The organism is Pseudomonas sp. RtIB026, assembly GCF_016861355.2.
GTDB lineage: Bacteria > Pseudomonadota > Gammaproteobacteria > Pseudomonadales > Pseudomonadaceae > Aquipseudomonas > Aquipseudomonas peradeniyensis.
In genome coordinates this window covers 1,466,567-1,480,780 of the sequence record NZ_AP023348.2, presented here as the reverse complement: position 1 = coordinate 1,480,780, position 14,214 = coordinate 1,466,567, and the positions used below count along the sequence as shown (strand labels likewise).

The window sequence follows — 14,214 nt, the reverse complement described above, 5'->3', positions numbered from 1 at the left end:
CCAAGCACCCCAGCCTGATACAGACGATGCGACACATGCCCAAAGGATTGACCCGCGCTATCGGCGCACTGCTGGCCCTCGTGGCCCTGTACGGCCTGCTCGGCTTTTTCATTCTCCCCGGTGTCGCCCTGCGCATCGCCAACCAGCAACTGGCGCAATACGCCACGGTGCCGGCGCACCTGCAGCGCATCGAGCTCAACCCGTTCAGCCTTGAACTGACCCTCTGGGGCCTGCAGATCGGCGAGCCCGGCAAGGAGCAGGTCGGCTTCGAGCGCCTGTATGCCAACCTGTCCCTCGACAGCCTGTGGACCAAGGCCCTGCGCCTGGACGCCGTGGAGCTGGACAAGCCGCGCACCGAGCTGCTGTTCGCCAAGGACGGTAGCCTCAACCTGGCCCAGTTGTTCAAGATCCCGCCCAGCGAGCCCAAGCCGGAGGAGCCGCCAAGCGACCCGTTCCCGCTGCGCATCGCCAGCATCAAGCTCAGCGAAGGCTACCTGCATTTCCAGGACCTGCGCCCGAGCGAGCCAATCGAGTTCCTTTACGACTCGATGAACCTGGAGCTGAAGAACCTCAGTACCCTGCCCGACGACAACGCCGACATGACCCTGGTGGCCAACGGCCCGGCCGGCGGGCGCATCGACTGGAGCGGCACCCTGAGCCTGACGCCGATCGCCTCCGAAGGTACCCTCAAGGTCACCGACGGCAAGATGAAGCTGTTCTGGCCTTATGTGCGCGACGCCGTGCCGCTGGTGCTGGAAGACGGCATGGTCAGCCTCGACACCCACTACAAGCTCAACCTCGCCAAGGAAACCGAGCTGCTGCTCGACAACACCTCGGTGCGGGTCGCGCCCTTCGCCATCAAGGCCCCGGACGGGCGCCCGCTGGCCCGCCTGGCCAGCCTGGAGGTGAGCGAGACCTCCATCGACCTGGCCAAACAGCTGGTCACCGTCGGCAAGATCCGCAGTGAGAAGCTGGAGACCTGGGCGGCCCTGGAAAAGGACGGCCAGCTCGATTGGCAGAAGCTGTTCGCCAGCCAGCCGGCCAAGGCCACGCCGAAGGAAAAGGCCGAGCCCGCCGCCGCCGAACCGCCCCCTGAAGAGCAGGCCGCCAAGGAGCCGAGCAAACCCTGGCAGGTGCTGCTCAAGGACGTGCAGGCGCGTAACTACCTCATTCACCTGGCTGACCGTAGCCAGAAAGAGCCCGTGGCCCTGGATGTCGGCCCACTCAACCTCGACCTGCAGAACTTCGACAGCCTCAACCAGTCGCCCTTCACCCTCAAGCTCGACACCGGCGTGGGCAAGCAAGGCAAGTTGCAGGCCGCAGGTCAGGTCAACCTGGCGCCAGTCAGCGCGAAACTCGACGTCGCCACCCGCGACATCGACCTGCGCGTCGCCCAGGCCTACATCAGCCCGTTCATCCGCCTGGAACTGCGCAGCGGCATGCTCTCCAGCGACCTCAAGGTCGACCTCAAGAGCACCGAGCCACTGGCCTTCAGCATCAACGGCAAGGCCCAGGCCAACCAGCTGCACACCCTGGACACCATCAAGAACCGCGATTTCGTCAAATGGCAGCAGGTCAACGTCGACGGCCTGTCCTATGTGCACGGTGATGCCCTGTCGATCGACAAGGTTACCCTGCTGCAACCCTATGCGCGCTTCATCATCAACGAAGACCGCACCACCAACGTCGACGACCTGCTGATCCCGCAACCCGCGGACAAGCCTGCCGCGGCGCCGAGCAAGCCGGCCGCGTCCAGCGGCGGCAAGGAACTGGGCATCCGTATCGGCCAGATCAGTATCAACGATGGTTCGGCCAACTTCGCGGACCTGACCCTGACCCCCAACTTCGCCACTGCCGTGCAGCAGCTCAACGGCCAGATCGGCACCATCGACAACCGCAAGCCGTTGCCGGCCAAGGTGGATATCAAGGGCAAGGTGGACCGCTACGCACCGGTCACCATCAAAGGTGCGCTCAACCCGTTCAACCCGCTGGCCAGCCTGGACATCGCCACCAGCTTCAAGCGTGTCGAGCTGACCACGCTCACCCCCTACTCCGGCAAGTTCGCGGGCATGCGCATCCGCAAGGGCCGGCTGAACCTCGACCTGCACTACCTGATCACCAACGGCCAGCTCAAGGCCGAGAACAAGGTGGTGATCGAACAGCTGCAACTGGGCGAGAAGGTCGACAGCCCGGACGCCGTGGACCTACCGATCCGCCTGGCCGTCGCCCTGCTCAAGGACACCGAAGGCAGGATCTCCATCGAGTTGCCGGTATCGGGCGACCTCAACAACCCGCAGTTCAGCGTGATGCCGATCGTCTGGCAGACCCTGCGCAACCTGGTGCTGCGCGCGGCCCAGGCGCCGTTCAAGCTGCTCGGCGGGCTGGTCGCCGGCGGCGGTTCGGAAGATTTGGGCAACGTTTCTTTCGCGGCGGGCTCCAGCGACCTTACCCCTGAAGTGCAGGCGTCCCTGGACAAGCTCGCTTCGGCCCTGAAAGAGCGCCCTGAGCTGCGCCTGGAGATCGAGGGCACCGCCGCCCAGAGCAGTGACGGCCCGCTGATCGCCCAGCAGCGCCTGGAGCGCGAGTACCAGGCCACCTGGTACAAGATCCTCCAGCGCCGCGGCGACAAGGTACCGGCCAACGCCTCGTTGCTGGTGGTCGATGACAGCGACAAGCCGGCGATGCTCGAAGGCATCTACCGTACCCGTCTCAAGCAGCAGCCACCGGCCGAGTGGGAGAAGCTGGGCCGTGACGAACGCAGCGCCAAGCTGCGCGAGGCGGTAATCAAGTCCTGGGCGGAAAGCACCGCATTGCTGCGCACCCTCGGCCAGGAACGCGCCAGCAGCATCAAGGACTACCTGGTGGACAAGGGCCAGCTGGAAGATGACCGGGTGTACTTTATCGACACCAATCTCGGCCAGGCAGAGAGCGATGGCCGAGTGGTGACACCGATGCATCTGGATGCCGAGTAACCCTTCACGACCGCGACGCCCTCATCGCCGGCTTGCCGGCGATGAGGGCAGCACAGGCGATCAATCCCATCAGACCAGCCGCTGCCCCGACACCGCCGGGTGATACAACGGCTGCACCTTGTTCCCCGCAGGGTCCAGCAAATGGAAGCTGCGGGCACCATCGCCATGATTGAAGGGGCGATCCAGCAGCGTCACGCCGTGGGCCTTGAAGTACTGATACCAGGCTTCGAGTTCCTCCACGCTGTCGACGATGAATCCATAGTGATCCAGGGTCTGCAGCCCGTTGGCCGCTCCGGCGCCACGTCCCAGCGACAGGTTATCGTTACCGCAGGTGAGGTAGACCAGGTCTTCGTTGGCGCGGTTCAGCACCTCCATGCCCAGCACATCCACGTAGAAGCGCTCGCATTCCTCCAGGTTGGGGACCAGCAAGGCAATATGACGCAGGCCATTCAGGCGACCTGGGCGGGCAGGTAGTTCGGACATGAGCAAGGCTCCTTTTTTGTATACAATTCAAAACAGAATTTAAAACAAAAGGAGCTTCCTGTGTACTGCCTGTTTATCAAGACACGTGTGAAACCCGGTACTGCCGAAGCTTTCCTGACAGCGATCAAGGCCAATGCCGCCGCTTCGGTGGCCACCGAGCCGGGCTGCCTGGTGTTCGATGTGGCCCAGGATCGGGAGAGTCCGGATGTGATCTACCTGTACGAGATCTACCAGGACGACGCTGCATATGAGGCCCATACCCAGACGGCGCATTTCCGGGACAGCAGGCCTTTGGTGGAGCCTTTGATCGTGGAACAGGTGTGCTTCGAGAGCGATGTGATCGCACGTAATCCGGCGCTATAACGCCTTGTGTAGGAGCGGCCTTGTGCCGCGAAAGGGCTGCACAGCAGCCCCGGCAATTCGATGGTGGCTCAGAACCTGGGGCCGCTGTGCGCCCCTTTCGCGGCACAAGGCCGCTCCTACAGGGAAGCGTAAGCAAAAGCCCCGGCAGATGCCGGGGCTTGTGCTTGAAGGGGTGGCCAAATCCTTTTGGCCGACGGGACAATCCTTACTCGGACTTCAGGCCATCAGCCGAGACGGCCTGGACGCCCTTGATCTTCTTGGCGATGGCGACTGCCATATCCTTCTGCGCGTCGGTAATGGCCACGTCCGAGGACAGGGACACTACGCCTTTGTTGGTTTCGACCTTGATGTCACTGCCTGGCACGCCTTTCTCGGTCATCAGGTCAGCCTTCACCTTGGTGGTGATCCAGGTGTCGGAAGTAGCTTCCTTGGCTTTGGTCACCTCACCGGCCGCCAGCGTCATCGGGGCCTGGGTGGACTGGGCAGCGAACGCCGCGTTAGCCATGGTCAGGGTCAGAGCGGTGGCAGTAGCGGCAGCAATGGCGAACTTCTTCATGTGGGTCACTCCTGTTTTTCGAAAGGTCTGCGCCGTAGTTCCTGGCGTCAGGTAGAAGTGATGTTGCAGGGCGTGTGCCAGCTTTCCTCATAAATATTAATTTTTATAAATCAATAGCTTATCAATTCTGACCGACATCGATGATCGTGCAATTTGCAAGCCCGGGCAAAATCCTGCATGCAAGATGCAAGTCCACAAGACAAAGCCACAGGCATAAAAAAAGGACCCCGAAGGGTCCTTCCTGTCAGCCTGGTAAGGCTTAGACGCCCGATGCCTTGGCAGCGGCAACGTCCTTGATCGACAGTTTGATACGGCCGCGGTTGTCCACGTCCAGTACCAGCACTTCGACTTCCTGGCCTTCCTTCAGCACGTCGGTGACCTTCTCGACGCGAGCATCGCTCAGCATGGAGATGTGCACCAGGCCGTCCTTGCCCGGCAGGATGTTGACGAAGGCGCCGAAGTCGACGATGCGCTCGACCTTGCCGACGTAGATCTTGCCGATCTCGGCCTCGGCGGTGATGCCCAGGATGCGCTGCTTGGCAGCGTCCGCGGCTTCCTTGGTCTCGCCGAAGATCTTGATCGAGCCGTCGTCTTCGATATCGATCGAAGCCTTGGTCTCTTCGCAGATGGCGCGGATGGTGGCGCCACCCTTGCCGATGACGTCACGGATCTTGTCGGTGTCGATCTTCATCGCGATCATGGTCGGGGCGTTGGCCGACAGCTCGGTACGCGACTCGCCGATGATCTGGTTCATCTGGCCGAGGATGTTCAGGCGCGCTTCCAGGGCCTGGCCCAGGGCGATCTCCATGATCTCTTCGGTGATGCCGTTGATCTTGATGTCCATCTGCAGCGCGGTGACGCCCTTGGCGGTACCGGCTACCTTGAAGTCCATGTCGCCCAGGTGGTCTTCGTCACCGAGGATGTCGGTCAGGACGGCAAACTTGTCACCTTCCTTGACCAGACCCATGGCGATACCGGCAACCGGAGCTTTCATCGGCACGCCGGCATCCATCAGGGCCAGCGAGGCGCCGCAGACCGAAGCCATGGAGCTGGAACCGTTGGACTCGGTGATTTCCGACACCACGCGGATGGTGTACGGGAACACGTCGGCGGCCGGCAGCATGGCCTGGACCGAACGACGGGCCAGACGGCCGTGGCCGATTTCGCGACGGCCGGCACCGCCCATGCGACCACACTCGCCCACCGAGAACGGCGGGAAGTTGTAGTGCAGCATGAAGGGGTCTTTCTTCTCGCCTTCGAGGGTGTCCAGCAGCTGGGCGTCACGGGCAGTACCCAGGGTCGCGACGACCAGGGCCTGGGTTTCGCCGCGGGTGAACAGCGCCGAACCATGGGTCTTCGGCAGAACGCCGACTTCGATGTTCAGCGGACGCACGGTCTTGGTGTCGCGACCGTCGATACGCGGCTTGCCGTTGACGATGTTTTCGCGAACGGTGCGGTATTCGATTTCGCCGAAGATGTCTTTGACTTCACCAGCCGAAGGCTGGCCTTCTTCACCGGAGAACTTGGCGATCGCCTGATCGCGCAGCTCGCCCAGGCGGGCGTAACGGTCAGCCTTGACGGTGATGGTGTAGCCCTGGGAAACGGCTTCGCCGAACTCGGCACGGATGGCGTTGAACAGCTCGGTGTTGGCCGCAGCAGGTTTCCAGTCCCAGGTCGGCTTGGCCGCTTCGGCAGCCAGCTCTTTGACAGCCTGGATGACAGCCTGGAATTCGTCGTGGGCGAACAGTACGGCACCCAGCATCTGGTCTTCGGTCAGCTCTTTGGCTTCCGACTCAACCATCAGTACCGCATCGGAGGTACCGGCAACGACCATGTCCAGGCTCGAGGCAGCCAGTTGCTCGTAGGTCGGGTTCAGCAGGTAGCCGGTGCTTTCATGGAAGGCCACGCGGGCGGCGCCGATCGGGCCTTCGAACGGAATGCCGGAGATAGCCAGGGCAGCCGAGGTACCGATCATCGCGGCGATGTCCGGATCGGTCTTCTTGCTGGTGGAAACCACGGTGCAGACGACCTGGACTTCGTTCATGAAGCCTTCAGGGAACAGCGGGCGGATCGGACGGTCGATCAGGCGCGAGGTCAGGGTTTCCTTCTCGGAAGGACGGCCTTCACGCTTGAAGAAACCGCCTGGGATCTTGCCGGCGGCGTAGGTCTTTTCCTGGTAGTGCACGGACAGCGGGAAGAAGCCCTTGCCCGGATCAGCCTGCTTGGCGCCAACCACGGTCACCAGCACGGTGACATCGTTGTCGACGGTGACCAGCACGGCGCCGGTGGCCTGACGGGCGATGCGGCCCGTTTCGAGGGTTACGGTCGATTGACCGAACTGGAATTTCTTGATTACCGGGTTCACGGTTTCCTACCTTCTTCAGTGGCTCTTGGGGGAACTGGTTCTTGCGAATTCTTGGGCAGAACGGGGAATCGGCCCCATTGACCGTCCAGATACAACACGAGGCTGGGAGCCTGGCGCCGGGCGGATAAACCGCACGACGGACCAGGCTGCCAACCTCGCTGATCGCGTGGCGTGTCCAACGCCAGGGTTGCCGGGCAACCCTGCCGATGCATGCGACACGCCATGCAACACCACTGGCCAGACCGCTATTAGCGACGCAGGCCCAGGCGACCGATCAGGGCGCTGTAACGAGTGGTGTCTTTGCCCTTCAGGTAATCCAGCAGCTTACGACGCTGGTTGACCATACGGATCAGACCACGACGGGAGTGGTGGTCTTTATCGTTGGCCTTGAAGTGGCCTTGCAGCTTGTTGATGTTGAAGGTCAGCAGAGCAACCTGCACTTCCGGGCTACCGGTATCGCCGGCGGCTTGCTGGTAATCGGCAACAATTTGAGCTTTTTCTTCGACGCTGAGGGCCATTTGGCTTCTCCTGATAAACGGATCCCGCGAGCGGGGTCCAATAGGCCAGGGACAAAGTCCCCGTATTAAAAAGAAGAGGTGTGACCGTGCCTAATAACAGCCAACCTCGTATCCACCGGTTTCAGCATAAGCCTCTACCCGTGGTTCCGGTCATTCCGACCGAATCAGTCGACGCGGCGCAACGCGCCCGTCTTCGCTCACTTCACCGATACCGATGAAGCGACCATTGTGATCCTGTACCCGGACCATGCCGAACTGCGGCGCGTCCGGCGCACGTACTGCCTGACCATGCAGCCAGTAGAACGCGCTGTGCTCGGACAGCAGCACCAGTGGCCAGTCCTGCAGCCCGCTGTCAGAAGGCATCAGGAAGCGATCGAGCGCTTCGTTGCCGCCTTCGGCGTGGGCTTGTTCGAGTTCCTCGAGCGTCACGGTCTGTGCCAGCTCGAAGGGGCCCGCCTGGGTACGACGCAGTTCGGCGACGTAGGCACCACAGCCCAGCGCCTCACCGATATCCTCCACCAGGGTGCGGATATAGGTGCCTTTGCTGCATCCAACCGAAAGGCGCGCACGGGTGCCTTCGCACTCGAGCAACTCCAAGCGGCTAATAGTAACAGAACGCGCCTCGCGCTCCACTACCTCTCCTGCACGAGCCAGCTTGTACAGCGGCTGGCCATCACGCTTGAGGGCCGAGTACATCGGCGGCACCTGGAGGATTCCACCCTTGAAACGCGGGATCACGGCCTCGATGTCGGCGCGACCAACGGTCACTTCGCGGGTCTGCAGGACTTCGCCTTCGGCATCTGCGGTGCTGGTAGTCTGCCCCATCTGCATGACCGTCTCGTAGCCCTTGTCGGAATCGAGCAGGTACTGCGAGAACTTGGTCGCCTCGCCGAAGCACAGCGGCAGCACGCCGGTGGCCAGCGGGTCGAGGCTGCCGGTGTGGCCGGCCTTTTCCGCGTTGAGCAACCAGCGAACCTTCTGCAGCGCGGCGTTGGAGGTGAACCCCAGCGGCTTGTCGAGCAGGATGATGCCGCTGACGTTGCGGCGGATACGTTTGACCTGGGCCACCGCTTACTCCTTGGCGTCCAGCTCGTCGGCATCCTTGTGCAGGCGGTCTTCGGCCACCGCACGTTCGATCAGTGCCGACAGGTGGACACCACGGCTGACGCTCTCATCGAAGTGGAAGTGCAACTGCGGCACGCTGCGCAGCTGCATCGAGCGACCCAAGTGCAGGCGCAGGAAGCTGGCGGCACTGTTCAGCGCCTTGAGCGACTGCTTCACGGCGTCGGGCGTTTCTTCGCCCATGACGGTGATGAAAACCTTGGCATGGCCCAGGTCGCGGCTGACGTCCACGGCGGTGATGGTCACCAGGCCGACACGCGGGTCTTTGACTTCACGGCGGATCAGCTCTGCCAGCTCACGCTGCATCTGATCGCCGATACGTTGGGTACGGCTGTATTCTTTTGCCATTCTTGCTACCTGTAACGTAAAGCGGCAAACGCCCGGTCAGGCTGAAGCCTGACCGGGCGCTACCTTGTGAGGCGCCGCCAGCCGCCTTACGACGGGGCCTGCGCCACGCTCGCCCCTTACAGGGTACGAGCCACCTGGACTTTCTCGAAGACTTCGATCTTGTCGCCGACCTTGACGTCGTTGTAGCTCTTGACGCCAATACCACACTCCATGCCGTTACGCACTTCGGAGGCATCGTCCTTGAAGCGACGCAGCGATTCCAGCTCGCCTTCGAAGATCACCACGTCATCGCGCAGTACGCGGATCGGACGGTTGCGGTACACGGTACCTTCGATGACCATACAGCCAGCGATGGCGCCGAACTTCGGCGAACGGAACACGTCGCGCACTTCGGCCACACCCAGGATGTTCTCGCGAACATCGCTGCCGAGCATGCCGGTCAGGGCCTTCTTGACGTCTTCGATGATGTCGTAGATCACGTTGTAGTAACGCATATCCAGACCTTCCTGCTCGACGATCTTGCGCGCGCCGGCATCGGCACGCACGTTGAAGCCGAACAGCACCGCGTTCGAGGCCAGTGCCAGGTTGGCGTCGCTCTCGGTGATACCACCGACGCCGCCACCAATGACGCGTACCTGAACTTCGTCGTTGCCCAGGCTGCCGAGCGAACCCTGCAGCGCTTCGAGGGAACCACGCACATCGGTCTTGAGGACGATGTTGAGGGTCTTCTTCTCTTCCTGACCCATGGTCTCGAAGATGTTTTCCAGCTTGCCGGCGTGCGCACGGGCCAGCTTGACCTCGCGGAACTTGCCTTGACGGAACAGCGCAACTTCACGCGCTTTCTTCTCGTCGGCAACCACCGACATCTCTTCGCCAGCGTCGGGCGTGCCGTCCAGGCCAAGGATCTCGACCGGGATCGACGGGCCGGCTTCCTTCACAGGCTTGCCGTTCTCGTCGAGCATGGCACGTACGCGGCCATAGTTCGAGCCGACCAGGACCATGTCGCCCTGACGCAGGGTACCGTCCTGAACCAGGATGGTGGCCACCGGGCCGCGACCCTTGTCCAAACGCGACTCGACCACGACACCGCGACCAGGAGCGGTCGGAGTGGCCTTGAGTTCGAGGATCTCGGCCTGCAGCAGGACAGCTTCGAGCAGTTCGTCGACGCCGGTACCCATCTTCGCCGAAACCTTGACGAACGGCGTGTCACCACCCCAGTCCTCGGAGGTCACGCCTTCGACCGACAGCTCGTTACGGATGCGATCGAGGTCGGCACCCGGCTTGTCGATCTTGTTCACCGCGACAACCAGCGGAACGCCAGCAGCTTTCGCGTGCTGAACGGCTTCGCGGGTCTGTGGCATCACACCGTCGTCCGCCGCCACCACCAGGATGACGATGTCGGTCGCCTTGGCACCACGGGCACGCATCTGGGTAAACGCAGCGTGGCCGGGGGTGTCGAGGAAGGTGACCATGCCGCGGTCGGTTTCGACGTGGTAGGCACCGATGTGCTGGGTGATACCACCGGCTTCGCCAGCGGCCACCTTGGCACGACGGATGTAGTCGAGCAGCGAGGTCTTGCCGTGGTCGACGTGGCCCATGACGGTCACGACCGGAGCACGCGAGGTGGTCTCACCTTCGAACTTCAGCGATTCGGCCAGGGAGTCTTCCAGGGCAGTGTCGCTGACCAGGGTGACCTTGTGGCCCAGCTCTTCGGCAACCAGCTGAGCGGTTTCCTGGTCGAGCACCTGGTTGATGGTGACCGGGGTGCCCAGCTTGAACATGAACTTGACGACTTCAGCGGCCTTGACCGACATCTGTTGCGCCAGTTCCGAGACGGTGATGGTCTCGCCGATGGTCACGTCACGAATGACCGGACCAGTCGGGCTCTGGAAGCCGTGCGCATTGCGCTTCTTGCCCTTGCCCTTGCCACCGCGGCCACGACGGAAGCCATCGCTTTCTTCGTCGGTGGTGCGAGGTGCGGCGCGCGGAGTCGGAGCCTTTTCCTTCTCCTTGACCTTGACCTTGACCGACATGCGCGGCGCTTCGCCACGACCGGCCGCAGCCGGGCCACCACCGCGACGATCATCATCACGGGTACGGCTTTCGTTGCGACGGGTCTCGTCTTTCTTGCGCTCGGCGGCACGGGCGGCGGCGTCTTCGGACACCGGCGCGTTGGCCACTACCGGGGCAGCAGCCGGGGCAGGCTCGGCCTTGGGCGCTGGCGCCGCGGCCGGGGCCTCGGCAGCCTGACGGCGTGCCTGCTCCTCGTTGCGCTGGCGAACTTCGGCGTCAACCTTCTCGCGCGCTGCATTTTCGGCGGCGCGGCGCTCTTCCTGCTCGCGTTTCTGCTCAGCCTGGATCTCTTCCGGGCTGCGCTGCACGAATACTTTCTTCTTGCGTACTTCTACGCTGATGCTCTTGCTACCGGCGACACGCAGAGTGCTGGTGGTCTTGCGCTGCAAGGTGATCTTGCGCGGCTCTTCCGCCTTGCTCTTGTGGCTGCTCTTCAAATGAGTCAGCAGGGTCTGCTTCTCATTGTCGGTCACTACCTGACCGGCGTCGGTGTGCGGCAGACCTGCCTCACGCATCTGCTGCAGCAGGCGCTCTACCGGTGCCTCGACCTCTTGGGCCAGTTCTTTCACCGTGACTTGCGTCATGCACTTCTCTCCTCAGGCCGCGCCTAATTACTCGAACCAGTGGGCTCGGGCGGCCATGATCAACTTGCCGGCACGCTCTTCGTCGATGCCGTCGATGTCGAGCAGGTCGTCAATCGACTGCTCGGCCAGGTCTTCGCGGTTAACCACGCCGCGCACCGCCAGTTCCGCCGCCAGGTCCTTGTCCATGCCCTCGAGGGAGAGCAGGTCTTCAGCCGGATGGGCGTCTGCCAGTTTTTCTTCGGTAGCGATGGCCTTGGTCAACAAACGGTCCTTGGCTCGAGCGCGGAGCTCATTGACGATGTCCTCGTCAAAGCCATCGATGTTGAGCATTTCTTCCAACGGTACGTAGGCAATTTCTTCAAGGCTGGTGAAGCCTTCGTCGACCAGCACTTGTGCCAGCTCCTCGTCGACTTCCAGTTCCTCGATGAAGTTGCGCAGGATGTCGCCTGTCTCAGCCTGTTGCTTGGCCTGGATGTCCTTCTCGGTCATCACGTTCAGGGTCCAGGCAGTCAGCTGGCTGGCCAGGCGGACGTTCTGGCCGCCACGTCCGATGGCCTGTGCCAGGTTGTCCTCGGCCACGGCGATGTCCATCGCATGGGCATCTTCATCAACGATGATCGCGGCAACCTCTGCCGGCGACATGGCGTTGATAACGAACTGCGCCGGGTTCTCGTCCCACAGGACGATATCCACACGCTCGCCACCCAACTCGCCGGATACGGCCTGGACGCGCGAACCACGCATGCCGATACAGGCGCCTTGCGGGTCGATGCGCTTGTCCTTGGAGCGGACGGCGATCTTGGCGCGCGACCCCGGATCACGGGAGGCGGCCATGACTTCGATGAGGCCTTCGGCGATTTCCGGCACTTCGATGCGGAACAGCTCGATCAGCATCTGCGGCGCGGTGCGCGACAGGATCAGCTGAGGACCGCGGTTCTCGGTGCGGATTTCCTTGAGCAGCGCACGCAGGCGCACGCCGACACGGAAGGTCTCACGGGGAATGATGTCTTCGCGGGCCAGCAGCGCCTCGGCGTTGTTGCCCAGGTCGACGATGACGTTGTCGCGGGTGACCTTCTTCACGGTACCGGAGATGATCTCGCCCACGCGCTCGCGGTAAGCATCGACCACCTGGGCGCGCTCAGCTTCGCGAACCTTCTGCACGATGACTTGCTTGGCGGTTTGCGCAGCGATGCGACCGAACTCGATAGACTCGATCTTCTCTTCGATCACGTCGCCAACTTTGGCTTCAGGATGACTTTCCTGAATCTTTGCTGGCCAGACCTCGATTGCCGGATCATCCAGATCCGCTTCTTCGACGACCGTCCAGCGACGGAAGGTCTCGTAGCTACCGGTGTGGCGGTTGATTTCCACACGCAGGTCGACTTCGTCTTCAAAACGCTTTTTGGTTGCAGTGGCCAGGGCCACTTCCAGCGCTTCGAAAATGACGCCGGGCGGTACACCCTTTTCGTTGGATACCGATTCAACAACCAGCAGTACTTCTTTGCTCATCGTACGCCTCGCCTTGCGCAAGCCATTGGCCCCGGATCTTTCACCGGGCCCGGCACGTCTCAGTCAAAACTGGGAATAATATTGGCCTTGTCGATCGAGTCGATCGGCAACAGGAACTCGTGCTGGTCCACCTGCACCACCACATCCTGCTCCTCCACACCGCGGAGAAGGCCCTGGAAGTTACGACGGCCCTCGAAGGGCGTACGCAGCTTGATCTTCACCTGCTCGCCGGCATGCGCAGCAAACTGTTCTAAGGTGAACAGCGGGCGGTCCATGCCTGGAGAGGACACCTCGAGGGTATATTCAGAGCTGATCGGATCTTCCACATCGAGAATGGCGCTTGCCTGACGGCTGACGGCTTCGCAGTCGTCCACCAGGATCCCGTCTTCCTTGTCGATGTAGATACGCAGTACCGAATGCTTGCCTTGGGAGACGTATTCGATCCCCCAGCATTGGTAGCCCAGGCCCTCGACCACCGGGGCCAACAAGGCCTGCAACTGTTCTAGCTTGCTCGACACCTGAACCCCCTCGTGCATGCTGTGCAAATAAAAAATGGGCGAAGCGCCCATCCCTGAAAGCGCCGTTGGACAACGACGCCGAAAACTGTTCGGCTAGCAAAAAGCCCCTGAAAAGGGGCTCTGCTGAAGCTGGTTGCGGGGGCTGGATTTGAACCAACGACCTTCGGGTTATGAGCCCGACGAGCTACCAAGCTGCTCCACCCCGCGACAAAGCTGGGGCGAAAGTATAAGACTGAACCCTTTGCCGGGTCAATCCGACCTCCACCTGCAAGAAAGCCCGCTAAAGCGGGCTCTCATGCTTCAATTGGTACCGAGAAGGGGACTCGAACCCCTACACCCTATGGGCACAACCACCTCAAGGTTGCGTGTCTACCAATTCCACCACCTCGGCAATACTACTTGAAACCCGTTACTGCTGCTCTTTGGCTGGAGGAGGTACGTCACCAGTATTGGTGGTTTCACTCTTCTGCTGCTGGAGCACCGGTACATCATCATTGACTGCCGGCTTTGGCTCTTTGACTTCCAGCACTGCTGGATCTGGCAGACCAACTTGAGTCAGCTGGTGAGCCTGCTGCTTGGCGAAGTATCCTAACCCAAGTGCAGTCAAAAAGAAAGTGGCAGCAAGTATAGCAGTAACTTTACTCAAAAAGGTAGCGGAACCTTGGCTTCCGAACACAGTATTTGAAGCACCTGCGCCGAAAGATGCACCGGCTTCCGCACCTTTACCCTGTTGCAGCAGCACCATTACAACCAGTGCCAACGCTGCCAACAGATGAAAAACAACTACGACTGTTTCCAGCATT

Annotated in this window: 12 protein-coding genes and 2 tRNA genes; 2 read left to right on the top strand and 12 right to left on the bottom strand. The window is 61.7% G+C overall.

Features of this window, described 5'->3' with window-relative positions; genetic code table 11:
• Window positions 1–35 precede the first annotated feature (35 nt).
• Window positions 36–2,972, top strand: a complete 2,937-nt coding sequence (locus PRtIB026_RS06680) for a DUF748 domain-containing protein (RefSeq protein ID WP_203648084.1) — start codon at window positions 36–38, stop codon at window positions 2,970–2,972.
• 69 nt (window positions 2,973–3,041) lie between these two features.
• On the opposite strand, the gene PRtIB026_RS06675 is transcribed toward PRtIB026_RS06680, so the two are convergent.
• Complete coding sequence (locus PRtIB026_RS06675; RefSeq protein WP_010955354.1) at window positions 3,042–3,455, bottom strand: VOC family protein; 414 nt, start codon at window positions 3,453–3,455, stop codon at window positions 3,042–3,044.
• Between the two features lie 60 nt (window positions 3,456–3,515).
• On the opposite strand from PRtIB026_RS06675, the gene PRtIB026_RS06670 reads away from it, so the two are divergent.
• Window positions 3,516–3,818, top strand: a complete 303-nt coding sequence (locus PRtIB026_RS06670; RefSeq protein WP_203648085.1) for a putative quinol monooxygenase — start codon at window positions 3,516–3,518, stop codon at window positions 3,816–3,818.
• A 205-nt stretch (window positions 3,819–4,023) separates the two neighbouring features.
• Here PRtIB026_RS06670 and PRtIB026_RS06665 read toward each other — a convergent pair whose 3' ends face one another.
• The 11 genes from PRtIB026_RS06665 to secG form a co-directional block, all read right to left on the bottom strand.
• Window positions 4,024–4,374: a BON domain-containing protein gene (locus PRtIB026_RS06665; protein WP_050706982.1), complete on the bottom strand. Its 351-nt coding sequence runs from the start codon at window positions 4,372–4,374 to the stop codon at window positions 4,024–4,026.
• A gap of 259 nt (window positions 4,375–4,633) precedes the next feature.
• On the bottom strand, window positions 4,634–6,739 hold the full coding sequence (pnp, locus tag PRtIB026_RS06660) for a polyribonucleotide nucleotidyltransferase (RefSeq protein WP_203648086.1): 2,106 nt from the start codon (window positions 6,737–6,739) through the stop codon (window positions 4,634–4,636).
• A 248-nt stretch (window positions 6,740–6,987) separates the two neighbouring features.
• Window positions 6,988–7,257 (bottom strand): 30S ribosomal protein S15, encoded by a 270-nt coding sequence (gene rpsO, locus PRtIB026_RS06655; RefSeq protein ID WP_203648087.1) that lies wholly within the window; start codon window positions 7,255–7,257, stop codon window positions 6,988–6,990.
• Between the two features lie 150 nt (window positions 7,258–7,407).
• Window positions 7,408–8,325 (bottom strand): tRNA pseudouridine(55) synthase TruB, encoded by a 918-nt coding sequence (truB, locus tag PRtIB026_RS06650; protein ID WP_203648088.1) that lies wholly within the window; start codon window positions 8,323–8,325, stop codon window positions 7,408–7,410.
• A gap of 3 nt (window positions 8,326–8,328) precedes the next feature.
• A complete protein-coding gene (gene rbfA / locus PRtIB026_RS06645) occupies window positions 8,329–8,727 on the bottom strand; it encodes a 30S ribosome-binding factor RbfA (protein ID WP_028691251.1) in 399 nt (132 codons plus the stop codon).
• 116 nt (window positions 8,728–8,843) lie between these two features.
• Window positions 8,844–11,384: a translation initiation factor IF-2 gene (infB, locus tag PRtIB026_RS06640; protein WP_110735084.1), complete on the bottom strand. Its 2,541-nt coding sequence runs from the start codon at window positions 11,382–11,384 to the stop codon at window positions 8,844–8,846.
• A gap of 27 nt (window positions 11,385–11,411) precedes the next feature.
• Window positions 11,412–12,893: a transcription termination factor NusA gene (gene nusA / locus PRtIB026_RS06635; RefSeq protein WP_050706987.1), complete on the bottom strand. Its 1,482-nt coding sequence runs from the start codon at window positions 12,891–12,893 to the stop codon at window positions 11,412–11,414.
• A 59-nt stretch (window positions 12,894–12,952) separates the two neighbouring features.
• On the bottom strand, window positions 12,953–13,411 hold the full coding sequence (gene rimP, locus PRtIB026_RS06630; RefSeq protein WP_036986186.1) for a ribosome maturation factor RimP: 459 nt from the start codon (window positions 13,409–13,411) through the stop codon (window positions 12,953–12,955).
• 130 nt (window positions 13,412–13,541) lie between these two features.
• Window positions 13,542–13,618, bottom strand: a tRNA-Met gene (locus PRtIB026_RS06625).
• A 98-nt stretch (window positions 13,619–13,716) separates the two neighbouring features.
• Window positions 13,717–13,802: transfer RNA gene (locus PRtIB026_RS06620), tRNA-Leu, on the bottom strand.
• Window positions 13,803–13,820: 18 nt separating this feature from the next.
• Window positions 13,821–14,213, bottom strand: a complete 393-nt coding sequence (gene secG / locus PRtIB026_RS06615; protein ID WP_203648089.1) for a preprotein translocase subunit SecG — start codon at window positions 14,211–14,213, stop codon at window positions 13,821–13,823.
• Window position 14,214 lies beyond the last annotated feature (1 nt).